19 protein-coding genes, 1 tRNA gene and 1 pseudogene are annotated in these 22501 nt (G+C 64.9%); 11 read left to right on the forward strand and 10 right to left on the reverse strand.

Annotated elements, in window-relative coordinates:
• Positions 1-2: 2 nt before the first annotated feature.
• Positions 3-422: a preQ(1) synthase gene (gene queF, locus Q1M07_RS12460; protein WP_300454215.1), complete on the reverse strand. Its 420-nt coding sequence runs from the start codon at positions 420-422 to the stop codon at positions 3-5.
• Between the two features lie 185 nt (positions 423-607).
• Here queF and smc point away from each other — a divergent pair, with 185 nt between their 5' ends.
• The 8 genes from smc (at position 608) to Q1M07_RS12500 (ending at position 10821) form a co-directional block, all read left to right on the forward strand.
• Positions 608-4120, forward strand: a complete 3513-nt coding sequence (gene smc, locus Q1M07_RS12465; RefSeq protein ID WP_300454216.1) for a chromosome segregation protein SMC — start codon at positions 608-610, stop codon at positions 4118-4120.
• Between the two features lie 8 nt (positions 4121-4128).
• The gene (locus tag Q1M07_RS12470) at positions 4129-5385 is read left to right on the forward strand and encodes a cell division protein ZipA C-terminal FtsZ-binding domain-containing protein (RefSeq protein WP_300454217.1); all 1257 of its coding nucleotides are present in this window, start codon (positions 4129-4131) and stop codon (positions 5383-5385) included.
• A gap of 16 nt (positions 5386-5401) precedes the next feature.
• A complete protein-coding gene (gene ligA, locus Q1M07_RS12475) occupies positions 5402-7432 on the forward strand; it encodes an NAD-dependent DNA ligase LigA (RefSeq protein WP_300454218.1) in 2031 nt (676 codons plus the stop codon).
• An 82-nt stretch (positions 7433-7514) separates the two neighbouring features.
• Complete coding sequence (locus tag Q1M07_RS12480; RefSeq protein ID WP_300454220.1) at positions 7515-8063, forward strand: hypoxanthine-guanine phosphoribosyltransferase; 549 nt, start codon at positions 7515-7517, stop codon at positions 8061-8063.
• A gap of 1 nt (position 8064) precedes the next feature.
• Complete coding sequence (locus Q1M07_RS12485; protein ID WP_300454221.1) at positions 8065-8811, forward strand: S-methyl-5'-thioinosine phosphorylase; 747 nt, start codon at positions 8065-8067, stop codon at positions 8809-8811.
• Positions 8804-9337, forward strand: a complete 534-nt coding sequence (gene def, locus Q1M07_RS12490; protein WP_300454222.1) for a peptide deformylase — start codon at positions 8804-8806, stop codon at positions 9335-9337. The genes Q1M07_RS12485 and def overlap by 8 nt, the downstream gene beginning before the upstream one ends.
• Before the next feature lie 10 nt (positions 9338-9347).
• Positions 9348-9857, forward strand: coding sequence for a low molecular weight protein-tyrosine-phosphatase (locus Q1M07_RS12495; RefSeq protein ID WP_300454223.1), 510 nt, complete (start codon positions 9348-9350; stop codon positions 9855-9857).
• A 496-nt stretch (positions 9858-10353) separates the two neighbouring features.
• Positions 10354-10821, forward strand: a complete 468-nt coding sequence (locus Q1M07_RS12500; protein WP_300454224.1) for a group II intron maturase-specific domain-containing protein — start codon at positions 10354-10356, stop codon at positions 10819-10821.
• A 320-nt stretch (positions 10822-11141) separates the two neighbouring features.
• Here Q1M07_RS12500 and ychF read toward each other — a convergent pair whose 3' ends face one another.
• From ychF to Q1M07_RS12540, 8 genes are all read right to left on the reverse strand, one after another.
• Positions 11142-12233 carry a redox-regulated ATPase YchF gene (gene ychF, locus Q1M07_RS12505; RefSeq protein ID WP_300454225.1) on the reverse strand — a complete coding sequence of 364 codons (1092 nt, stop codon included), beginning with the start codon at positions 12231-12233 and terminating at the stop codon, positions 11142-11144.
• Positions 12234-12243: 10 nt separating this feature from the next.
• Entirely contained in the window at positions 12244-12819 is a 576-nt protein-coding gene (gene pth, locus Q1M07_RS12510; protein WP_300454226.1) for an aminoacyl-tRNA hydrolase, read from the reverse strand.
• 83 nt (positions 12820-12902) lie between these two features.
• Complete coding sequence (locus Q1M07_RS12515; protein WP_300454227.1) at positions 12903-13514, reverse strand: 50S ribosomal protein L25/general stress protein Ctc; 612 nt, start codon at positions 13512-13514, stop codon at positions 12903-12905.
• 76 nt (positions 13515-13590) lie between these two features.
• On the reverse strand, positions 13591-14541 hold the full coding sequence (locus tag Q1M07_RS12520; RefSeq protein ID WP_300454228.1) for a ribose-phosphate pyrophosphokinase: 951 nt from the start codon (positions 14539-14541) through the stop codon (positions 13591-13593).
• Positions 14542-14628: 87 nt separating this feature from the next.
• Positions 14629-14705 (reverse strand) — tRNA-Gln (locus Q1M07_RS12525).
• A gap of 115 nt (positions 14706-14820) precedes the next feature.
• The gene (gene ispE / locus Q1M07_RS12530; protein ID WP_300454347.1) at positions 14821-15681 is read right to left on the reverse strand and encodes a 4-(cytidine 5'-diphospho)-2-C-methyl-D-erythritol kinase; all 861 of its coding nucleotides are present in this window, start codon (positions 15679-15681) and stop codon (positions 14821-14823) included.
• A 5-nt stretch (positions 15682-15686) separates the two neighbouring features.
• Complete coding sequence (gene lolB / locus Q1M07_RS12535) at positions 15687-16310, reverse strand: lipoprotein insertase outer membrane protein LolB (RefSeq protein WP_300454229.1); 624 nt, start codon at positions 16308-16310, stop codon at positions 15687-15689.
• Positions 16307-18064 carry a tetratricopeptide repeat protein gene (locus Q1M07_RS12540; RefSeq protein WP_300454230.1) on the reverse strand — a complete coding sequence of 586 codons (1758 nt, stop codon included), beginning with the start codon at positions 18062-18064 and terminating at the stop codon, positions 16307-16309. Before Q1M07_RS12540 ends, lolB begins: the two co-directional genes overlap by 4 nt.
• A gap of 97 nt (positions 18065-18161) precedes the next feature.
• Here Q1M07_RS12540 and mutM point away from each other — a divergent pair, with 97 nt between their 5' ends.
• Both mutM and Q1M07_RS12550 read left to right on the forward strand, forming a co-directional pair.
• Positions 18162-18989 (forward strand): bifunctional DNA-formamidopyrimidine glycosylase/DNA-(apurinic or apyrimidinic site) lyase, encoded by an 828-nt coding sequence (mutM, locus tag Q1M07_RS12545; RefSeq protein ID WP_300454231.1) that lies wholly within the window; start codon positions 18162-18164, stop codon positions 18987-18989.
• Positions 18990-19087: 98 nt separating this feature from the next.
• Positions 19088-21043 (forward strand): dynamin family protein, encoded by a 1956-nt coding sequence (locus tag Q1M07_RS12550; protein WP_300454232.1) that lies wholly within the window; start codon positions 19088-19090, stop codon positions 21041-21043.
• Positions 21044-21099: 56 nt separating this feature from the next.
• On the opposite strand, the gene Q1M07_RS12555 is transcribed toward Q1M07_RS12550, so the two are convergent.
• Positions 21100-21399 carry a cytochrome c gene (locus Q1M07_RS12555; RefSeq protein ID WP_300454233.1) on the reverse strand — a complete coding sequence of 100 codons (300 nt, stop codon included), beginning with the start codon at positions 21397-21399 and terminating at the stop codon, positions 21100-21102.
• 512 nt (positions 21400-21911) lie between these two features.
• Between Q1M07_RS12555 and Q1M07_RS12560 the strand changes: the two are divergent.
• Positions 21912-22492: pseudogene (locus tag Q1M07_RS12560) on the forward strand (ATP-binding protein); the annotation flags it as partial.
• Positions 22493-22501 lie beyond the last annotated feature (9 nt).

Here is a 22501-nt window from a genome sequence, read left to right on the forward strand (position 1 = left end):
CGTCAGCCCCGGACGCTGGACTGACCGGCGAAGGTGGCGAGTTCTATCGCCGCCTCCGGGATCCAGCCCGCCTTGCGATGTTCGGCGACGACGGTGGTGAAGATGCCGCCGCGCACGTAGAACCTGGCCGTCAGCTTCATGTAGCGGGGCCGCGTGGCGCCGACCAGGTCGTCGAGAATGCGGTTCGTCACCGCTTCGTGGAAACAGCCGATGTTGCGGAAGGACCAGATGTAGAGCTTCAGGCTTTTCAGTTCGACGCAGCTCTGATCGGGAACGTAGTCGAGCAGCAGCGTCGCGAAGTCCGGTTGGCCCGTTTTCGGGCACAGGCAGGTGAACTCGGGGATTTCCATGTGGATGTGGAAATCCCTCTCGGGAGCGGGGTTTGGAAAGGTATCGAGGGTTTTGGCCGGCTCTGTGCTCATGGTCGTCCCGCGTGCTGTTTCTGAGGAAGTCGAATCAGGCAGGCAGAATGCTATCATAGCTGCCGATATCCACGCTTCGACCCTTTGTCGGCGTGTCTCCGGCGGCCGGCGGTGTTTTCCGGTAGCGCTTCGAGGCTTTTTCCAGCTTCGGCGCGGCCGCGCGGACCGCCCTTCATTTCTCGTTCATGCGCCTGACCCGACTGAAACTCGCCGGCTTCAAGTCCTTCGTCGATCCGACGACCATCGTCCTGCCGGGGCAGCTCGTGGGTGTCGTCGGTCCGAACGGTTGCGGCAAGTCGAACGTGATGGATGCCGTGCGTTGGGTGCTCGGCGAATCGAAAGCCTCGGAGTTGCGCGGCGAGTCGATGCAGGATGTGATTTTCAACGGCTCGGGCAGCCGCAAACCGGTGTCGCGGGCGGCCGTCGAGCTGGTTTTCGACAATTCGCTCGGTCGCCTCGGCGGCCAGTGGTCGCAGTATGGCGAATTGTCGGTCAAGCGCCTGCTGACGCGTACGGGCCAGTCCGAGTACTACATCAACAATCTGCACGTGCGGCGTAAGGACGTGACCGACCTGTTTCTCGGCACGGGCCTCGGTCCGCGCGCTTACGCGATCATCGGCCAGGGAACCATCTCCCGCATCATCGAAGCCAAGCCTGACGAGTTGCGCGTCTTTCTCGAAGAGGCGGCCGGCGTGACGCGCTACAAGGAAAGGCGCAAGGAAACCGAAAACCGTCTCGCCGATACCCGCGAAAACCTGACTCGGGTCGAAGACATCCGCCTCGAGCTGGCTTCTCGGATGGAACGTCTCGAGGACCAGGCGAGCGTCGCGCGCCAGTATCGCGAGTTCAGCGACGAACTGACGCGTCGGCAGCAACTGCTCTGGCTGTTGCGGCGCAACGAGGCACAGGCCGAGAGCGAACGGCTGGCGCGTGAGATCGAGCAGGCGAGCACCGATCTGGAAGCTCGTCATGCTGCCCTGCGCGATCTCGAAGCCCGCCTGGAGGAAGCTCGTGAGACGCATTTCGCTGCCAGCGACGGCATGCATGCGGCGCAAAGCGAGCTGTTCCGGGCGAACGCGGAAGTCGCTGGGCTGGAGGCCGAGATCCGGCATCGGCGCGAGGCGCAGCGCGAATACGAGGCGAGGCTGGCGCAATTGACCGCGGACCGCGAGCATTGGCAGAAGCAGGCGGAGAAGCTGGTGAACGACGAAGAGCGCTGGCAGGATCTGTTGTTGATGGCCGACGCACGTGCCGAGCAGGGGCGGGCGCGCCTCGAGGAATGCCAGCAACGCTTGCCTCTGGCCGAGGCCGAGCACGCGGCGGCGCTGGCGGCGGTGAACCAGCAGCGCGCCGAGATTGCCCAGGCCGACCAGCGCTTGCATGTCGAGCAAGCGAACCGCGGGCACGCGCAACGATCGCTGCAGAACATCGGCAGCCGGCGGGAACGCCTGTTACGCGAGCGCGACACGGTGGTGCTGCCCGACGAGACCGAGTGGTCAGACAAAAACCAGGATCTGGCCGAACTGCGCGAGCAGATCGGCGAGATGCAGGAAAGTCAGCGGCTGCGGCAGCAGGATTTGCCACGTCTGGAACAGCAACGGCGGGAATTGCTGGCGGCTCTGCAGCAGGCGCAAAAAGAACGTGCCGAGACCCATGCCCGGCGTACGGCGCTGCAGCAGCTTCAGCAGCGCTTGCAGAGCAACGGCAAGCTCGACGAATGGCTGCGCCGGCACGGCCTGCGGCATGGTGAGCCGCTGTGGAAGTCGCTACACGTCGAAGCCGGTTGGGAAGAGGCGGTCGAAGCCCTGCTGCGCGAAAAACTCGCTGCCCTGTCGGCGCCTGCTGCCGATCCGAAATGGAGTAGAGACCGGCCGGGCAGCAAGCTGACCTTGCTGTTGCCCGTCGCCCAGTGCGCTGGCGACTCGCCGGCGCAGCCCGGCGACGACCGCTTGCTGGCCCGTGTGCGCAGTGACGATCCGGCCTTGTCCATGGTTCTCGCCGATTGGTTGGGCGATGTGTCCACGGCGCCGGATCTGGCCGCCGCACTCGAGCGCGCGGCGAACCTGCCGGCCGGCGCCTGCTGCGTGACACCGGGTGGTGATGTCGTCGGCCGGCACAGCGTGACCCTTTTTGCTGCCGATAGCGGGGAGCACGGTCTGCTCGAACGGCAACGCGAGATCGATGGTCTGGCCGGGCTCATCGAGCGGCACGAAGGGCAGGTTGAGCATGAACAGGCGCGGCTGGCCGAGTGCGAACAGCGTCTCGCCGACGCCCAGCAGCAGCAGCAGGACGCACGCCAGCAACTGGGTGTCGTGCAGGACCGGGCGCACGCCATCCAGGTCGAGACCTTGAAGCTCGCGCAAGCACGCGAGCGCTTTCGTGAACGTCAGGCGCAGATCGAAGACAGCCTGGCCGAAATGCGCGAGGAAGAGGAAAGCGAGAGCGAACGGCTCTTGCTTGCCGAGCAGGCGAGCGATCGGCTGCGCCGGCAGGTCGGCGAACTGCAGGTCGTGCTGGATGGTGCGCGGACGCTTCTCGAGCGGGCCGAAAGCACCTTGCGTGACGAGCGTGAGCAGCGCAACGCGGCCGAACGAGAGTGGCGGGAGGCCGAGTTTTCGCAGCGCGAGTGCCGCGGTAAGCTGCAGGAACTGGCGGCCAGCCGCACTCTGGCCGGCCAGCAACTGGAGCGTCTCGGCGAAGAGTTGGCGCGCTGCGAGGAGACCGCCGGCGCCAGGCAGCCGGATGATCTCGCGCCGCAGCTGCAAGAGGCGCTCGACCACCGCGTCGCCCGCGAGCACGCGCTGGCCGCCGCGCGCGACGCGCTGGAAGCGGCGGCCAACGCGCTGCGTGGGCTGGACGAGGAGCGTCTGAAGGTCGAACAGAGCCTCGACCCGCTGCGCGACCGGATCGGCGACTTGAAACTGAAGGAACAGGCGGCTCGCCTCAGCTTCGCGCAGTTCGCGGCGCAGCTCGCCGAGGCCAATGCCGACGAGCCGTCGCTGGCGGCCGATGTCGCCGGCGCGCGCGCCGGGCCCTTGCAGGCGGCGATCGTTTCGCTGCAACGTTCGATCGACGGTCTCGGCGCGGTCAATCTGGCGGCACTCGACGAGCTCGAAGCGGCGCGCGAACGCAAGGGCTATCTCGACGCTCAGTCGGCAGACCTCAGCCAGGCGATGGCGACGCTGGAGAGCGCCATTCGGCGCATCGACCGCGAGACGCGCGACTTGCTGCAGACCACCTACGATTCGGTCAACCGCAGTTTCGGCGAGCTGTTTCCGACGCTCTTCGGGGGTGGCGAGGCGAGATTGATCATGACGGGCGACGAAATCCTCGACGCCGGCCTGCAGGTCATGGCGCAGCCGCCGGGCAAGAAAAACTCGACGATTCACCTGCTGTCCGGCGGCGAAAAAGCGCTGACGGCGATTGCGCTGGTATTCTCGATGTTTCAGCTCAATCCGGCGCCTTTCTGCCTGCTTGACGAAGTCGATGCACCGCTTGACGATACGAATACCGAACGCTTCTGCGCGATGGTGCGAAGGATGTCCACCCAGACGCAGTTCCTGTTCATCAGTCACAACAAGATATCGATGGAAATGGCGCAACAGCTCGTCGGGGTGACCATGCAGGAATCCGGCGTCTCGCGCATCGTCGAAGTCGATATGGAAGAAGCGCTGCGCATGCGCGAGCAACTCGTTTAGGAATAGACATGACTGACTTGCAGATGGGTCTGATCGGACTGGGTGGCGCCGCCGTGGTCGGCGTGCTGGCCTATAACAAATGGCAGGAGCACAAGCATCGCAAGCTGGCCGAGCACTTGTTGAATGCACGTCAAGCGGATGTCTTGCTCGACGAGTCGCCGCCCGACGAAAGCCGTGACGACGACGGCGCCGGTTCCGGCCCCGAGATCGTCACGCGCTCGCCGTCGGCCGGCGGCGGGATGGGGGCCGGCGACGAGCGCGTCGAGCCCTTGCTGCGCCCGGCGGCCGCCCCCGACGAGGCGCAGGCGCTTCATGCGTCGGCTGAGGCAAGTTCCGCGGCGGCAAACCGGCGGCCGTCAGGCGATGCGTTGCCGGCGGCGCGTTCCGTACCGTCGGCCCAATCGCCGGTGGCGTTACCGGAACCGGCGAGCGTCGCCGTGCCACCTTGTCTTTTGTCGCCGACGATCGACTATATCGCGGCCATCGAGACTTCCGAACCAGCCGCCGCCTACCGCATTCGCGAAATGCAGCGGGCCGCTCTGGCGCGGATCGGCAAACCGGTCAACTGGATCGCTTACAACGAGGAGACAGGCGAGTGGGAACCGATTCTCGAGGACAGCGACAGCCTGTACCGGCACATTCGGGTCGGGCTGCAACTCGTCGATCGCAAGGGACCGGTGCGCGACGGTGATCTGTCGGTCTTCCATGTCGCCATGCTCGAGCTGGCGACCGAACTGCTCGGCGTTGCCGAATTGCCGCTGCGCGATCCGGCCTTGCAGATGGCGGCGCAACTGGACGAGTTCTGTGCCGGCGTGGACATCCAGATTGGCGTCAACGTCATCAGTCAGGGACAGGTGTTTCCCGGCACGAAACTGCGCGGGCTCGCCGAATCGGCCGGTATGCTCATCGATCCGGATGGCCGATTCGCCCGTTGCGACGACGACGGTAACGTGCTTTATGTACTGCTCAATCAGGAGGCGAAGGGGTTTACCAGCGACTCGATGCGGACCATGACAACGCACGGCGTCACTTTCCTGCTCGACGTGCCGCGCGTTGCCAATGGCGATCGCGTGTTGACGCAAATGGTCGAGCTGGCACGTCGCTTTGCCGACGCGCTGCACGGCGCCTTGGTCGACGACAATCGGCGTCCGCTGTCGGAAAACGCCATCGAGCCTATCCGCCGGCAGGTGCTGCAGTACCAGACAGCCATGGCGAATCGCCAACTGCCGGCGGGCGGGCCCTTGGCGCGTCGCCTGTTCTCCTGAACGGGGCGGCGCAAGGATGAGTGTCGGCCAGCGCGTCGACCGCTTGCGGGCCGAGATCAGGCGGCACGATTACCAGTATTACGTGCTCGATGCGCCGCAGATCAGCGACTCCGAGTATGACCGCCTGTTTCGCGAGCTGCAGGCCCTTGAGGCCGAGCACCCCGAACTGCTGCGCAGCGATTCACCGACGCAGCGCGTCGGCGCAGCTCCTCTGGCGGTGTTCGCCGCCGTCGCCCATGCGACGCCCATGCTGTCGCTAAACAATGCTTTCAGCGACGACGAGGTGGCGGCCTTCGATCGCCGTGTGCGCGAGGGTCTGGCGATCGAAGGCGAGGTGGATTACTCGGCTGAACCGAAGTTCGACGGGCTGGCTGTTGGCTTGTCCTATGAGAACGGGATTCTGGTGCGCGGAGCGACACGTGGCGATGGGGTCACGGGTGAAGACGTCACGGCAAATCTGCGTACGCTGCACAGCATTCCACTATGTTTGCAGGGTAACGACTGGCCGACCCAACTCGAGGTACGCGGCGAGGTGCTGATGTGGCGTCGCGACTTCGAGCGGTTGAATGCGCGCCAGCGCGAACGGGCCGAAAAAGAGTTCGTCAACCCGCGCAACGCGGCAGCGGGCGGCTTGCGCCAGCTCGACCCGCGGGTCACGGCGACGCGTCCCTTGCGCTTTTTCGCCTACGGCATCGGCGGTGGCGGCGCTGGCGGTTTGCCGCCGACGCACTCCGCCTTGCTCGACCGGCTCGCCGCGTGGGGTTTTCCGGTTTCTCCGGAACGCCGTCGCGTCTGCGGTCTGGCCGGTTTGCTGACCTACTTCGGGGAGATCGGGCGGCGTCGTGACGGCTTGCCGTACGACATCGACGGCGTGGTTTACAAGGTGGACGATCTGGCCGCTCAGAACCGGCTCGGCTTCGCCTCGCGGGCACCACGTTTCGCCATCGCGCACAAGTTCGCGGCCGAAGAGGCGGTGACGGAGTTGCTGGACATCTCGATTCAGGTCGGCCGTACCGGCGCGCTGACGCCGGTGGCGAGACTGGCGCCGGTTTTCGTCGGCGGTGTCACGGTGACCAGCGCCACCTTGCACAATGAGGACGAAATTCGGCGCAAGGACCTGCGCATCGGCGACACGGTGGTGGTGCGCCGGGCCGGCGACGTCATCCCCGAGGTCGTCCGGGTTCTGGGAGAAAAACCACGGGGCGCTGGGAAAGAATTCGTCATGCCGGCGCGCTGCCCGGTGTGTGACTCGAGCGTGGCGCGTGACGCCGACGAGGCGGTGGCGCGTTGCACCGGCGGCCTCTACTGTCCGGCACAACGCAAGCAGGCGCTGCGCCACTTCGCGTCGCGGCGGGCGCTCGATATCGAAGGACTCGGCGACAAGCTTGTCGAGCAGCTCGTCGACCAAGGGATCGTGCATACGCCCGATGAACTGTACGGGCTCGACTTGTCGGCCATCGCCAGGCTCGAACGGATGGCCGACAAGTCGGCGAAAAACTTGCTGAGCGCGATCGAGAAGAGCAAGCGGACGACCCTGGCGCGCTTCATCTACGCCCTCGGAATACGCAATGTCGGTGAGGCGACGGCGAAGGATCTGGCACGCCATTTCGGCAGCCTGGACCGCTTGCTGGCGGCCGACGAAGCACTCTTGATGCAGGTGCCCGATGTCGGCCCGACGGTCGCGAAAAGTATTCACCTGTTTTGCCGCGAACCGCACAATCGGCAAGTCATCGAGCGCTTGCGGCACCCCGGCGGCCTGGTCTGGAGCGAGGGAGACGCTTACGTTTCCGCCCCCGGCGCGGCGTCCGGCAAGGTCTTCGTGTTGACCGGGAGCTTGCCCTCGCTCACCCGCGAGGCGGCTCAGGCGCTGATCGAGACGGCGGGCGGCAAGGTCAGCGGTTCGGTGTCCAGGAAAACAGATTATGTCGTCGCCGGCGCCGAAGCCGGCAGCAAGCTCGACAAGGCGCGGCAACTGGGTGTGCGGGTGATCGACGAAGACGAATTGCTCGCCTTGTTGAACGAGATTTCGGGCCAGCCGTCACCATGAACGCGCAGAGCGCCTCGGCGCCCGCTCGCCAACGCCACGCTGGCCGCGAATTGGACAACCTTTTCGTAGCCGTGGAGCGACGATGATCGACGCACCGCAAGCGATGGCGATTCTTGCCGCCGCCGACCTCATCCATTCGGCCGATACGGTGGCTGCCGCAGTCAACCGCGTGGCGCGCGAAATCAGCGAAAAGCTGCGCGACAGCCACCCGGTGCTGTTGTGTGCCATGCGGGGCGGGGTGCCTTTTGCCGGCCAACTGATGACGCAATTGACTTTTCCGCTCGACTTCGACTACGTGCATGTCGGCCGCTACGGAGACGCGACCCGCGGCGGCTCGCTGACCTGGCGTGCCGAACCGTCGATCGCGGTCGGTGGGCGAACGATCCTGGTGGTCGACGACATCCTCGACGAGGGATTGACCCTGGCGGCGATTCGTGAGCGCATGTGGCAACTGGGCGCCGACGCCTGCTATACGGCCGTGGTGGCCGACAAGATGAATGGTAAGCACAAACCGATTCAGGCCGATTTCGTCGCCTTGACCGTTCCCGACCGCTTTCTTTTCGGTTTTGGAATGGACGTGCGTGGCGCCTGGCGCAACCTGCCGGCGATCTATGCGATGCGGGAAGAGTGAAATGATCGCCGTTATCGGTGGCAGCGGTTTGACTCAGTTCGCCGGGCTAGAGCTTGACGATCGTCGACGCGTGCGCACGCCCTATGGCGAGCCTTCGGCGGCGCTCAGTTTTGGCCGCGTGAGCGGCCGCCCGGTCGTCTTTCTGGCCCGCCACGGCGACGAGCACGACATTCCACCGCACCAGGTCAACTATCGCGCCAACCTCTGGGCCTTGTCTGAATGTGCTCCCAGCGGAGTCGTGGCGGTGGCCGCCGTGGGCGGCATTCGCCGGGATCTGCGGCCTGGTGACTTGCTGATTCCCCACCAGATCATCGACTACACCTGGGGTCGCGAGTCCTCCTACCACGTGTGGCCGGAACGGGCGGTGGCGCACGTCGATTTTACCGAGCCCTACGATGCCGCGTTGCGCCGCCGGCTGTGCCAGGCCGCGGCAGCGATCGGCGTTCCGGTTGGCGACAGCGCGGTCTATGCGGCGACACAGGGGCCGCGGCTGGAAACCGCCGCCGAGATCGACCGGCTGGAGCGCGACGGCGCCGACGTGGTCGGCATGACAGGCATGCCCGAGGCCGTTCTGGCCCGTGAACTGGCCCTTCCCTATGCGGCAGTCAACGTCGTCGCTAACTATGCGGCTGGGCGTGGCGAAGCAGTCGGGGAGGCACTCGACATGGAAGCGATTCAGGCGGTGCTGCGGGAATCGATGCCGTCGGTGCGAGCGATTCTTTTGGAACTGCTGGCAAACGATGATTAGAGATGTCCTCAAGATGGGCGACCCGCGCCTGTGGCGATCGGCCAAACCTGTGGAGCAGTTTGCGACACCGGCACTGCATGCGCTGATCGCCGATCTGGAAGACACCATGCGCCACCTCGACGGAGCCGGATTGGCGGCACCGCAGATCGGTGTCGATCTGCGGCTGGTGATTTTCGGCGTGGATCGGAACGTGCGCTATCCGGAGGCCGAACAGGTGCCGTGGACGGTCCTCATCAACCCGGTGCTGACGCCGCTGTCGTCGGAGGTCGAAGAAGCTTGGGAAGGCTGTCTGTCGGTGCCCGGCCTGCGCGGCTGGGTGCCACGCTGGCGACATTTGCGTTACACCGGCTTCGACGCTTCCGGTCGGCCGATCGATCGTCGCGTCGCGGGTTTTCATGCTCGCGTCGTGCAGCACGAATGCGATCATCTCGACGGTATTCTTTACCCGATGCGAATCAAGGATTTCACCCGCTTCGGTTTCGTCGACCAGTTGTTTCCGGACGGCGGCGCCGGAGCGGCCGAGTAGCGGATCATTGATGAGGAAGGCAGCCGTGGCACGACAGCGAATCCGGATACTCTTCGTCTGCATGGGCAACATCTGCCGCTCGCCGCTGGCCGAAGCCGTGACCCGCGGCATGGCTCAGCGGCAAGGCTTGGCGGCGATGCTCGAAGTGGACTCGGCCGGCACGCACGGGCACTATCATGCCGGCGAGACGCCGGATCCGCGCGCGCAGCGTGTCGCCGCCAAGCGCGGCTACGACTTGTCCGGAATTCGCGCGCGCCCGGTCATCGAGGCGGACTTCGAACGCTTCGACCGCCTCTTGGCGATGGACGAAGCCAATCTGTCCGCTTTGCGGCGCCAGTGCCCCGACGCCAGCCGGACGAAGCTCGGTCTTTTCCTCGACTACGCCGAGGGTCTTGGCGTGGCCGAGATTCCTGACCCGTATTACGGCGCCGAATCGGGCTTCGAACGGGTTATCGACCTTTGCGAACTGGCGGGAAGAGGCTTGCTGGCGGCTTGCGCGCGCGGCGATCTGGCGCGCTAGCGGCTGGACGGACGATCATCGGCCGCAGGAGACCTGTCAAGGGGTCGTCCCGGTCGGCGCGCTACGCCAGCGTATCCATCGTGTTTAGCGTGCGCCGTGCAAAGGCGCTGTCTTCCAGCGGGTGCGAATCCCACCCGGCAACTTTCGCTGCGGCCGGCAGCAACTGGAGCAGTCGTGGAGATAACGAAGCGGCTGAAGCCTCTGATGTAGAGGGTTCTGTAAGGAACTTGGCGAACATGCAGGCCGTAATGTGAATGAATATCGAGCAGGCCTCGAAAATGATAATGCGGAAGCCGACTCGCCGGGAAGCGGGGAAGGCCGTTGTTACAGGCGAATGCGAGCGAAATGCCGTCTGTGGTTCCGCCGGGGTAATGGTGACGGCATGTGTGCGTTGGGGTAGGCCCGTCGCTGGTCGGCGCAAATCGTCAATTACGCGGACGACTTCGTCATCTGCTGCAAAGTCCGGGCCGAGGATGCCATGGACGCGATGCGAGGAATGATGGCAAACCTGAAGCTGACGGTGAACGACGACAAGACACACCTGTGTCAGATTCTGCGAGAGCGGTTCGACTTCCTGGGTTACACCTTCGGGCGGTGTTACAACCGCGAGACCGGGCGCGCCTACCTGGGTACTCGGCCGTCGCAGACGAGCATCCAACGGATGGTGGCAAGCATCACTCAGGAAACCGACCGCCGCCGAACCGTACTGGAGGCCGAGTTTGTCGTGGGGCGGCTGAACCGGAAACTGATCGGCTGGGCGAATTACTTTTGCCTGGGTCCAGTCAGTCCGGCCTATCGGGCGATCAATACCCACGTTACGCGACGGCTCCGCCGGTGGTTATGCAAGAAACACAAGGTCTCCGGAACCGGGTGGGCGCGCTACCCGAATCAGTACCTTTACGAGAAGTTGGGGCTGATCAATTTGCCGGCGAGGACCCATGACCTTCCGTGGGCGAAAGCATGATGTCTTGTCCGAGAGCCGGATGCGCGAAATGCGCCTGTCCGGTTCGATGAGCGGGATGTGGAAACGGGGCTAGGGCCAGGCTACTTGGGCACCGTCAGACGAAAGGGGCGGAAACAGACAAGCTGAACCTACCGCTACCGCGCCACATCTCGACTCTACATAAGCTATTTTTTCTAAATTGCCGGCTCCTGGCACTGGCTCATCCCGCGCTTGCCCGAGTGCATCGCCCCACGGCGTTGCTACCCCTGGTCGGTGCAACGGGAATTCCTGTCGCCTCGAATTTGGGGCGCTGTGAGAGGCCTTGATCCCACCACCTGGACTCAGACGTTGAACAGAAAGTTCAGCACATCGCCGTCCTTGACGATGTAGTCCTTGCCCTCGGCGCGCATCTTGCCGGCTTCCTTGGCGCCTTGCTCGCCCTTGCAGGCGAGGAAATCGGCGAGCGCGATCGTCTGCGCGCGGATGAAACCGCGTTCGAAGTCGCTGTGGATGACGCCGGCGGCCTGCGGCGCCGTGTCGCCGACGTGAATGGTCCACGCCCGCACTTCCTTGACGCCGGCCGTGAAGTAGGTCTGCAGGCCAAGCAACTGGTAGGCGGCACGCACCAGACGGTTGAGCCCGGGCTCCGCGAAGCCGAGATCGGCGAGGAAGGCCTGTTTGTCATCGTCGTCGAGATCGGCCAGTTCGGCCTCGATCTTGGCGCACAGGGCGACGACCGGCGCGCCCTCGGCCGCCGCGTGCTCGCGCAGGCGGTCGAGATGCGAGTTGTTCTCGAAGCCGTCCTCGAGCACGTTGCCGACGTACATCGTCGGCTTGATCGTCAGCAGGCATAGCGGTTTGAGCCGCGTTTTCTCGTCGCTGGACAGCGCCAGCGTGCGCGCCGGCCGGCCGTCGTTGAGATGTGGCAGCAAACGTTCCAGAATGCCGACCAGCTTTTGCGCCTCCTTGTCGCCGGCCCTGGATTTCTTGCTCTCGCGGTTGAGCGTGCGATCGACGGCGGCGAGGTCGGCGAGGGCCAGTTCAGTCATGATCGTTTCGATGTCCGAAAGCGGATCGACACGGCCTGCGACATGGACGACATTGTCGTCGTCGAAACAACGGACGACGTTGACGATGGCGTCGGTTTCGCGGATGTTGGCCAGGAACTTGTTGCCCAGACCTTCACCCTTCGAGGCGCCGGCGACCAGTCCGGCGATGTCGACGAACTCGACGATCGCCGGCTGCACGCGTTGCGGCTTGACGATCGCGGCGAGCTGCGCGAGTCGGGGATCGGGCACTTCGACGATCCCGACGTTCGGCTCGATCGTGCAGAACGGGTAGTTTTCGGCGGCGATTCCCGCCTTGGTCAGGGCATTGAAGAGAGTGGACTTGCCGACGTTCGGCAGGCCGACGATACCGCACTGGAGACTCATGCTCGAATTCCTATGGTGAGACGCTCTTGGCGTGCAGCAGTCGCTGCGCCGCGGCATAGTCGCCGGCGGCGAGGTCCGGCCAGGCCAGCAGACAGCGATCGATGGCGCGCTCTATCAGTTCGCGCTCTTCCCGCCGCGGCGCGGCGAGGACGTAGTCGACGACCGCGTTGCGCTCGCCGGGATGGCCGATTCCGAGGCGCAGGCGCCAGAAGTCGGGAGTTGCCAGGCGTGCCTGGATGTCCTTCAGGCCGTTGTGTCCGCCGTTGCCGCCACCCTTCTTGAGCCGGGTCGTTCCCGGCGGCAGATCGAGGTCGTCGTGCACGACCAGCGTTTCGTCGGCCTCGATCTTGTAGAAACGGGCCAGTGCGCCGACGGACTGGCCGGAGAGATTCATGTAGGTCATCGGTTGCAGCAGCCACAGGTCGCCGACGCGCGCCAGACGGCCGAAGAACTTTCCCTGAGGCGCGAGCGGCGCGCGCAAGCGCTGCGCCAGTTGGTCGATGAACCAGAAACCGACATTGTGCCGGTTGTCTTCATATTCGCCGCCCGGATTGCCGAGGCCGACGATCAGGCGGGGTGGGGGCATGAAATCCATTGCGTCGGAGCAAAAACAGGCCGCCGTGGGCACCGGGTGCCGGACGGCGGCCTGGCATCGAAGCGTGAAGCTTGTTAGGTCGCCGCCGCGGCGTCGGTACCTTCGTCGGACTCGGCGCCGCCCTTTCTGGCCGGGATCGACGCCACCACCGGATCTTCGTCGCCGTGCCTGATCGGCTTGACGCCGGCCGGGAAGACGAGATCCGAGACGTGCATGGCGTGACCGGAGTCGAGGTTCTTCAGGTCGACCTCGATGTAGGCCGGAAGATCCTGCGGCAGGCAGCTCACTTCGATATCGTTGAGGATGTGCGCGACGTTGCCGCCGCCGATCTTGACGCCCGGAGCGATGTCGGCATTGATGAAGTGCAGCGGCACGCGCTGGTGAATGACGTGCGTCGTATCGACGCGCTGGAAGTCGCAGTGCAGGACCAGCGGTTTCCACGGGTGCATCTGTGAGTCGCGCAGGACGACGCTTTGTCGGTTGCCCTCGATGTTCAGCGTGAGCACGGAGGCGTGGAAAGCTTCCTTGCGCAGGTTGAGCAGAATGTCGTTGTGATCGAGGTCGATCATCAGCGGTGCCGCCGAGCCTCCGTAGACGATGGCCGGAACCCTTTTTTCACGACGCAGGCGGCGGCTCGCTCCGGACCCCTGCAAACTGCGCTGGCGCGCTTCAAGTTCGAATGTCATAGACAACTCCTGGTTTGACGCAAACCCCGCCCGCGACCAGGCGGGGGGTTGGGAAATCCATCGTGCAGGGTGCGCCCTACTCGATGAACAATGAAGAAACCGAATCTTCGTTGCTGATCCGGCGAATCGTCTCGGCCATCACCTCGGCGACCGAAAGCTGCCGTATGCGCGGCGAGGTCAGTGCGTCCTCGCGCAACGGAATGGTATCGGTGACCACCAGTTCGTCGAGGTCGGAAACGTTGATCCGTTCGACGGCTTTTCCCGAAAGGACCGGGTGTACACAGTAGGCGAGAACCTGCCGGGCACCGTGCTGCTTGAGCGCCGTTGCGGCCTTGCAGAGTGTTCCGGCGGTGTCGACCAGGTCGTCCATGATGACGCAGGTGCGCCCGTCGACCTCGCCGATGATGTTCATCACCTCGGAAACATTGGCTTTCGGGCGACGCTTGTCGATGATCGCCAGATCGCACTCGAGACGCTTGGCCAGCGCGCGTGCGCGGACGACGCCGCCGACGTCGGGTGAAACGACCATCAGGTGCTCGAAATCCTTTTTCCAGACGTCGCCCAGCATGATCGGCAGCGAATAGATGTTGTCCACCGGGATGTTGAAGAAGCCCTGAATCTGCTCGGTGTGCAGATCCATCGTCAAGACGCGATGCACGCCGGCCGCGGTCAGCAGGTCGGCGACCAGCTTGGCGGCGATCGGCACGCGCGCCGAACGAACGCGGCGGTCCTGGCGGGCGTAGCCGAAATAGGGAATGGCGGCAGTGATGCGGGCGGCCGAGGCGCGCTTCAGCGCGTCGGTCATGACCAGCAACTCCATCAGATTCTCGTTGGTCGGCGCGCAGGTCGATTGCAGGATGAAGACGTCCATGCCGCGCACGTGTTCCTGGATCTCGACGCTGATCTCGCCGTCGGAAAAGCGCCCGACGTGGGCGCGGCCGAGCGAGATGTTGAGACGCTTGACGACATCGGCGGCCAGCGTGGGATTGGCATTGCCGGTGAATACCATCAGGCTGTCGTAGGCCATGGTGTGCTTCCTCTGGCGCCCGAAGAGCGGGGCCTATAAAGCAAGACGGGCAGGTCAGGCTACCTGCCCGCTTTGACGGAAATGGGATGGCTGGGGAAGAAGGATTCGAACCTTCGAATGCCGGAATCAAAATCCGGTGCCTTAACCAACTTGGCGACTCCCCAGCGGTCGCTCGCCAGCCTCGGTGGCGGGCGAGGCGCGCATTATAGCGAGGATTCGCCGGGAAAAAAAGCGCGCCGAGAAGAAATCCGCTGGTCGTCCAGCGTCGGCCGGCGGCGCTCAGTCGGCCAGCAGGCGTAGCGGATGCTCGGTGAGACCCGCGGCGAGCCAGCCGCGCAACCCCTCGGGTAGCTGTCGAAGAACCGCCGTGGCCTGCTCGCGCGTCGCAAACTCGGCGAAGACACAGGCTCCCGAACCAGTCATGCGGGCGGGGGCAAGGGCCGACAAACAGGCCAGATGCTCGGCGATGGCCGGATAACGAGCACAGGCGATCGCTTCGAGGTCATTGACGCCGAAGTCCGGGCGCCAATCGGAAGCGCTGATCGGTAACGAATCGCGCTTCAGCTCGGCGGCGCCGAAAATCGCCGCCGTGGCCACCTGCACCGGCGGTTCGAGGACCACATACCAAGCCGGTGGCAGATCCAGTGCTTGCAGGGTCTCGCCGATTCCTTCGGCGAACGCGTTGCGCCCGAAGACGAAGACCGGCACGTCGGCGCCGAGCCGCAGGCCGATCTCCTGCAGTCGTCGTCGCGACAGGCCAAGCCGCCATAGGTGATTGAGCGCCAGCAGGACTGTCGCTGCGTCCGAACTGCCGCCGCCGAGACCACCGCCGAGCGGCAGGCGCTTCTCGATACGGATGTCAACTCCCACCCGGCAGCCGGTTTCGGCTTGCAGCAAGCGCGCCGCACGCACGGTCAGATCGCTCGCCGGCGCTACGCCCGGCAAGGGTGTTGCTAATTGCACGCGGTCGTCGCGGCGCGGCGTGAAGCGCAGCCGGTCGCCATGTCCGAGAAAGCGAAAAGCCGTCTGCAGCAGATGGTAGCCGTCCGTTCGCCGGCCGGTCACGTGTAGAAAGAGGTTGATCTTGGCTGGTGCCGGATAGACGCTGTGCCAGGTCCAGCCTTCGTCGGCCGCCGACATGCGCTTCATTCTTCGCTCGCCGGTGTCTGCCATTCGTCGATCCGCAGCCGCAGTTCGAAATAGCCTAGCCGTTCGACGAACAGGCGGCTAGGCAGAGCTTGCGACGCGTCGCTGTCGTAGGCGTAGTCGATGCGCCATTCTTCGTGCCGCCAGCTCAGCGGACGTTGCCGATCATCCAGGGTCAGCGTGGCGCCGTCCGGGTGACGGCCGCGCAGCCAGTCGACCAGCCGGTCGAGGGGCAGCGGATAGCCGATCAGCGATTGCAGCAGAAGATCCACCTTCTCGGCGTCTTGTGAGCTGCCGTCACTGCGCGTCAGACGTGCTCCGCCGGCGTCGCTGACGATTTCCGCCACGGCCTGGCCGAGCGGCGATGAGACGACCAACTCGTTGCGTTCGCCAGCATGTCTCCAGCGCATGCTGCCGACGTAGCCCTTGCCCTCCTGGCGCACCGAAAAGCGGCCGTTGAGTGAGAAGGACTGCAGGCTGTCCCGCGCTACGTTCGCCGTGCCGGCAGGCGCTCGCGGCAGGGTGCAGCCGCTTGCGGCGAGCAGTCCGGCAAGCAGCAGGGCGCTGCCAACCCGATTCCAGACGATGGACGCGCCCTTCGTCGCACCGCGCTCCAAGGTCAAGGCGCGAATTTTTTCACCGCTTCGGCCAGGACCTCGTGCGTCGGATCCTTCTTCTGCGCGTCGCGCAGAAGATTGCGTGCTTCGTCCTTGCGGCCTAGCATCCACAGCACTTCGCCGAGGTGGGCGGCGATTTCGGGGTCGAGGCGCAGCGCGAAAGCGCGCTGGAGGTAGCCCAGCGCGCCTTCGAGGTCGCCCTGCCGATAAAGTACCCAGCCCATGCTGTCGAGAATGAAGGGATCGTTGGGTGCCAGTTGAAGCGCCTTTTCGACCAACTGGCGGGCTTCCGGCAGCCGCATATTGCGATCGGCGTACGAATAGCCCAGCGCGTTGTAGGCCTGCGCACCTTCCGGTTGGAGGGCGATCAGTTTGCGCAGTCGGCTTTCCATCAGTTCCAGGCGGCCCAGCTTCTCGGCCAGCAGCGCCGATTCGTAAAGCAGGTCGGGCTGTTCCGGCTGCTGCTCGAGCGCTCGTTCCAGCACCCCGAGGGCGGCTTCGGTTTGCTTTGCGTCACGCAGCAGGGCCGCTTCGCCGATCGCCATCTGGGCGCGCTGCGCTGGATTCCGCTCGGCCGCGGCGCGCAACTCGGCGCGCGCTTCGTCGAGCTTGCCCTGTTTGGCGAGGAGGCCGGCGGCGCGTAGCTGCGCCGGCAGATAGTGCTCGCCGGGGCCGACCTGGCGATAGTAGCCGAGCGCTTCGTCCGCGCGCTTGTCTTCGTCGGCAAGCTGTCCGAGGTAAAAATAGGCCGGACTCTTGTCGGGCACGTCGAGCGTCGTCAGGTGTTTGAGCTGCGCCTCGGCGAGCAGCCGGTCGTTCTCCTGGAGCGCCAGGAGGGCTACCGGGTAAACGACGTCGGGGTTGTTCGGGTAGGTTTGCAGCAATAGTTCGAACTGCCGCTTGGCGTCGCCGTAACGCTTTTCGCCGACCAGTGCGCGCGCCAGATGAAGGCGGACCTCGCGCGCCTGCGGGTAGCGATCGACAAACGCCTGCAGCGAGGCGACCGCGGCGGCGTTCGATTTGCCGGCCAGGATCTGGGCCTCGAGCAAGGCCGCCATTTCCCAATCCGCGCGAAGTTCGAGCGCCTTGCGGACTTCGCGCAGCGCCGTTTCGGTTTCGCCGGCCGAACTCGCGGCGACGGCGACCGCGTAATGCGCTTCGGCGAGACCGAAGTAGGGCGCGCAGACCGTGCTGATCAACTGCAGCACGGCCTGACGATCCTGGCTGCGCGCAAACATGCGGTTCAGTCCGAGCAGGTTGGCCCGCAGCGACGCCTTGTCGCTGTCGAGCATGCGGATCAGTTCCGGCGCCAGACCGTCTAACTGGTTGGTCATGATCATCACCCCGGCCAGGACCTGCTGCGCCCGCTTCGAATCGGGTTCGACCTGCAGCCACAGGCGGGCCAGTTCCAGCACCTGGTCGAAACGGCGCGCATAGCTCGCCACTTCGACGGCGCGCGACAAGACGGCGGGGTCGCGCGTGCGCACCGCCAGGTCGGCGTAGGCCTGGCTGGCAAAGTCGTTCCTGCCGCGCTGCAAGGCCACTTCGGCCAGCAGGACCTGGTAGACGACCTGTCCGGTCAGTTCGCCGGCCGCCTTGTCGGTGGCGCGCGGCGCGGCCGTCTCGGGCACGTTGCGCTTCACCTCGCGCGCCGCCGGTCGGTTCCGCTGGCCGCTTCCGGTGTCCCCGGCGGCCAGCGCCGGGATGCCGAAGGCGAGCGCCAGCGTTGCGCAGAGGAGGGTGTGTTTGATCGGTTTCATGGCTTCCTTGCCTGCGGCAGACAGTTGCAGGAATCGACGGGATGGATTGCGTCATAATCCTCGTTGCGCATGTTATGGACTTTTTGCGGTAGCAGCAATGCCAGAACTCCCGGAAGTTGAAGTCAGCCGTCAGGGTTTGATTCCCCATCTTTGCGGACAACGCCTGCTCGGCGCGGTCGTTCGTACCCCACGCCTGCGGCACGAGATTCCCGTCGTGCTCACGTCGCGGCTCGCCGGGCTGCGGCTCGACGCCATCGGGCGGCGAGGCAAGTACCTGCTTCTCGACTGCGAGAGCCGTGCCGGTGGCGGCTGGCTCGTTCTCCACCTCGGCATGTCGGGCAGCCTGCGCCTGGTGCCGCCGGATACCCCGGCGCAGCGGCACGACCACGTCGACCTGATCTTCGCGCAGACCGTCTTGCGCCTGCGTGATCCACGCCGTTTCGGGGCCTTGCTCTGGCACGAGGGTAGCCCCGTGGAAAGCCATCCGATGCTTGCCGGGCTCGGCATCGAACCGCTGGCTGCTGCTTTCGACGGCGACTGGCTTTACGCCGCCACCCGTCGGCGGCACGGACCGATCAAACCCCTGCTGATGGACAGTCGCCTGGTGGTCGGGATCGGCAACATCTATGCCGCCGAAAGCCTCTTTCGGGCCGGTATTTCGCCCTTGCGTCGGGCCGATCGAATCAGTCGCGTGCGCTACCGGGTATTGGCGCAGGCGATTCGCGCCACGCTCGAAGCGGCGATCGCCGCCGGCGGCAGCAGCGTACGTGACTACGTGCATAGCGACGGCGGCACCGGCTGCTTTCAGCTTTCGTGTGCGGTCTACGACCGCGGCGGCGAGCCCTGCCCGAGCTGCGGCAAGCCGGTGCGCGTGACGCGGCAGGCCGGTCGTTCGACCTATTACTGCCCGCGCTGCCAGCGCTGATGGCACGCTCCCCGGACGGCCGGCGCATGTTGCTGATTGATCTGGACTATCTGGACTTTGTGGTAGAGTAAGGGCTGTCTCTTGCGCTGGAAACTGCGATGACGCTTGCTCAACATTTTGCCGCCTACAGCGAATGGCGGGCCGAGCTTTCCGGGATTCTGCAAAAGTTCGGCGGCTGGCTCGCCGAGAACGATCTGGCCGACGCCCAGATCGACCGCCGGATCGCCGAGCTGCTCGACAAGCTGCGCGAGGATCGCCTGCACGTGGCCTTCGTCGCCGAGTTCTCGCGCGGCAAGTCGGAGTTGATCAACGCGCTCTTCTTTGCCAACTACGGCAATCGCGTTCTGCCCTCGACGGCGGGCCGCACGACCATGTGTCCGACCGAACTGATGTTCGACCGTAGCCGCCCGCCAGCCATCGAACTGTTGCCCATCGAGAGCCGCGAATCCAGCGCCAGCCTGAGCGAGTACAAGCGCTTTCGCGACGAGTGGACCAACATTGCGCTCGATACCGCCTCCGCCGAGGCGATGCAGGACGCACTACGCCACGTCAGTGACGTTCGCCGCGTCGACCCGGAAACCGCGAAGAAACTTGGCTTCGCGGTGGCCGACGGCGACAGCGTGGCGTTTCGCGTCGATGAAGACGGGACGCTCGAGATTCCGCGCTGGCGCCACGCGATCATCAACTTTCCGCATCCGCTGCTCGAGCAGGGACTGGTCATCCTCGACACGCCGGGTCTGAACGCGATCGGTACCGAGCCGGAACTGACCCTCTCGCTGTTGCCCAACGCGCACGCCGTGCTGTTCATCCTCGCTGCCGATACCGGTGTCACGCAGTCCGACCTGACGGTCTGGCGCGAGCACATTCGTGCGCCCGGCGGCCGCAAGAAAGGCCGCATCGTCGTCCTGAACAAGATCGACAGCCTGTGGGACGAACTCAAGTCTTCGGCCGAAGTGGAAGCCGAGATCGCGCGCCAGGTCGACGGTTGCGCGTGGACGCTCGATCTGCCGGCGAGTCAGATTTTTCCCGTTTCGGCGCAGAAAGCACTGGTCGCCAAAATCAACGACGACGCCGACCTGCTCGAACGGAGCTGCCTGGGCGATCTCGAACATGCCTTGTCCGAGGAACTGATCCCGGCCAAGCAGGAGATCGTGCGCGACAATACCGACAGCGAGTTTGCCGACTGCTATCTGCGGACGCGCAGCCTGCTCGAATCGCGCCTCGCCAGCCTGCGCGAACAGGTCACCGAACTGACCGAACTGCGCGGCAAGAACAAGGGTGTGGTCGAGTACATGATGGGCAAGGTACGCGTCGAGAAGGAAGAGTTCGAATCCGGTTTGCAGCGCTACTACGCCGTGCGCAGCGTTTTTTCGCAGTTGACCAACAACCTTTTCTCGCACCTCGGGCTCGATTCGCTACGCCTGCTCACCACCGAGACGCGGGAAGCGATGCTGCACGCCACCTTCTCGAAGACCCTGTCGGCGGCGATGGCGAACTTCTTTGCCGCCGCGCGTGGCAACCTCAGCCGCTCGGAGAGCGAGGTGAACGAAATCCTGGCGATGATGGAGGCCATCTACAAGAAGTTTGCCGTCGAGCACGGCCTCAAGCTCGGGTCGCCGATCGGCTTCTCCCTGCTGCGCTACGCCAAGGAGATAGACCGCATCGACCAGTGGTGCGACACGCACATCAACACCATGTTCCAGTTGCTGACGCACGAGAAGACCCAGCTCACGCAGCGCTTCTTCGAGGAGGTTGCGGTGCAGGTGCGGAAGAACTTCGAGCACGCCAACCGTGACGCGGAATCCTGGCTGAAGGCCATCATGGCACCGATGGAGATCCAGATTCGCGAACATCAGATTCAGCTCAAGCGCCGGCTCGAGAGCATCAAGCGGATTCACCAGGCGACCGACACGCTCGAAGAGCGAATCGACGAACTGACCAACGTCGAGGACAAGCTGGTATCGCAAATGCAGGCGCTCAACCGGATCGGCGAACGGGTGCGCGACATCCTGCAGCAGACCGTGCGCCTCGAAGATCAGCGCAGCGCCGCCTGACCCGCCGGCGCCGCACGTAGACGCGTCGGCCGCTCGCCGCCGGCCGGGTCAGCCGCTCAATCCGGCGGCAGATCGCGATAGAAAACGGCTTTCAGGTATCTCGCCACCTCGTCCACCTCTTCGTCGCTCCAGCGCAGCGCCATGATCTCCTGCCAGCGCCGGATTTCCGAGCGCAGACTGCGCCCGTCGGCCACCACCTTCCTGTCCCGCCAATGCACCTGTTCGTTGTGGCAGGCGATGCAGTGCGTCGAATACAGCAATTCGCCGCGACTGGCGGCCGGCAAGGGCGGCGTCTCGGCGTTCGCCAGAGCCGCACCCAAAGCCAGCAGGGCGGTGCATAGGGATCTGCGCAGCATGTCGTTTCCTCCAGACGTTGCCCTCCGATCGCCGTCGGCCCGGCGGCCGCGGCGCCCAGGTGCACAGTATGCGGCCGCCGTCGGCGCAAGCAAAGCCGAAGCCTTGTCGAACGTGGTAGGGGCCTGAACGAGGGTCGTGTTTCCATCCCGGAGTAAGCCAGCCGGCGGGGGGCGATTACTTCAACTGGACGCCGGCCGGGAGCTTGTTCCAGGCGGCTTTCCGTCAGGGTCAAGCACTTGCGTCATCGCGGGTACTACTCCCGGAAACCCGAGCGGCGCGCGCAGCGGCCCCTGCTCAACCCGGTGCCGATCTTCCGTTACCGCTGCGCCGGTTGCCGGCGCACTCGTTCGCGCTTGCCCGAGTGCATCGCTCATGGCGTTGGTACCCCTGGTCGGTGCAACAGCACTTTTTGTCGCCTCGAGTCGGCGCCGCTCCAGCCGGTTGCGGTGACGACGGACAGCCGGCAGCGCGGGGTATCGGCCGCCCGTGGCAGTGACCGCGACGCTCAATCCGCCCGATCTATCACGCGAAGACGGACTTCGGGTGCATCGATCTGTATCGCTGCCTGGCGCAGTCGCTCGTCTTGGTGCCAACTTAAAGTTATCGCCGGGCGCTGTTGTGGCGGGAGATCGAGGTGTATATCCACCATCTGGCGGATGGCAAGCAACTCCTGCCGGTGTGGATCCTCGATGAGGCACAGAATCTGCCCCCCGACTTCTGCCGCGACTTCCCGGCCTTTCTCAACGTCGCTTTCGACTCGCGCGATCTGATGGCGGTCTGGCTGGTCGGCCATCGGGTGCTGGCGCAGACTCTGGAACGAGCCCCATATGCGGCGCTCGCCGGACGCATCCAGGTGCATGCGCACCTGACGCCGGTGTTCGAGCGCGAACGCTTCGCGCGGCTGATCGAGCATGGATTCGAGCGTGCCGGCCGCACGCAGACGCTGCTCACCGATTCCGGTCTGGAGATCCTGCGTCAGGCAAGCAAGGGGCAGCATGCGTTCTGCGTACCAGTATGCGTCTGGCGGTACCGCATGGGTGCAGTCATCTGGCCGACGACCTGTTGCCATCGGCCATCGAGCAGCCCCGATAGGCCGCCGCC

This window comes from Accumulibacter sp. (genome assembly GCF_029255285.1).
In the GTDB taxonomy this organism is placed as follows: Bacteria; Pseudomonadota; Gammaproteobacteria; order Burkholderiales; family Rhodocyclaceae; genus Accumulibacter.

Bases quoted from the DNA above. Each gene is read 5' to 3' on its own strand.
- Q1M07_RS12550 (WP_300454232.1), top strand. From the start codon at position 19,088: ATGACGCTTGCTCAACATTTTGCCGCCTACAGCGAATGGCGGGCCGAG.
- ispE (WP_300454347.1), bottom strand. From the start codon at position 15,681: ATGTCGGCGGCCGACGAAGGCTGGACCTGGCACAGCGTCTATCCGGCA.
- Q1M07_RS12485 (WP_300454221.1), top strand. From the start codon at position 8,065: ATGATCGCCGTTATCGGTGGCAGCGGTTTGACTCAGTTCGCCGGGCTA.
- ychF (WP_300454225.1), bottom strand. From the start codon at position 12,233: ATGAGTCTCCAGTGCGGTATCGTCGGCCTGCCGAACGTCGGCAAGTCC.
- Q1M07_RS12470 (WP_300454217.1), top strand. From the start codon at position 4,129: ATGACTGACTTGCAGATGGGTCTGATCGGACTGGGTGGCGCCGCCGTG.
- Q1M07_RS12500 (WP_300454224.1), top strand. From the start codon at position 10,354: ATGATGGCAAACCTGAAGCTGACGGTGAACGACGACAAGACACACCTG.
- ligA (WP_300454218.1), top strand. From the start codon at position 5,402: ATGAGTGTCGGCCAGCGCGTCGACCGCTTGCGGGCCGAGATCAGGCGG.
- mutM (WP_300454231.1), top strand. From the start codon at position 18,162: ATGCCAGAACTCCCGGAAGTTGAAGTCAGCCGTCAGGGTTTGATTCCC.
- def (WP_300454222.1), top strand. From the start codon at position 8,804: ATGATTAGAGATGTCCTCAAGATGGGCGACCCGCGCCTGTGGCGATCG.
- queF (WP_300454215.1), bottom strand. From the start codon at position 422: ATGAGCACAGAGCCGGCCAAAACCCTCGATACCTTTCCAAACCCCGCT.
- Q1M07_RS12520 (WP_300454228.1), bottom strand. From the start codon at position 14,541: ATGGCCTACGACAGCCTGATGGTATTCACCGGCAATGCCAATCCCACG.
- Q1M07_RS12480 (WP_300454220.1), top strand. From the start codon at position 7,515: ATGATCGACGCACCGCAAGCGATGGCGATTCTTGCCGCCGCCGACCTC.
- Q1M07_RS12555 (WP_300454233.1), bottom strand. From the start codon at position 21,399: ATGCTGCGCAGATCCCTATGCACCGCCCTGCTGGCTTTGGGTGCGGCT.
- smc (WP_300454216.1), top strand. From the start codon at position 608: ATGCGCCTGACCCGACTGAAACTCGCCGGCTTCAAGTCCTTCGTCGAT.
- Q1M07_RS12515 (WP_300454227.1), bottom strand. From the start codon at position 13,514: ATGACATTCGAACTTGAAGCGCGCCAGCGCAGTTTGCAGGGGTCCGGA.
- pth (WP_300454226.1), bottom strand. From the start codon at position 12,819: ATGCCCCCACCCCGCCTGATCGTCGGCCTCGGCAATCCGGGCGGCGAA.
- Q1M07_RS12495 (WP_300454223.1), top strand. From the start codon at position 9,348: ATGAGGAAGGCAGCCGTGGCACGACAGCGAATCCGGATACTCTTCGTC.
- Q1M07_RS12540 (WP_300454230.1), bottom strand. From the start codon at position 18,064: ATGAAACCGATCAAACACACCCTCCTCTGCGCAACGCTGGCGCTCGCC.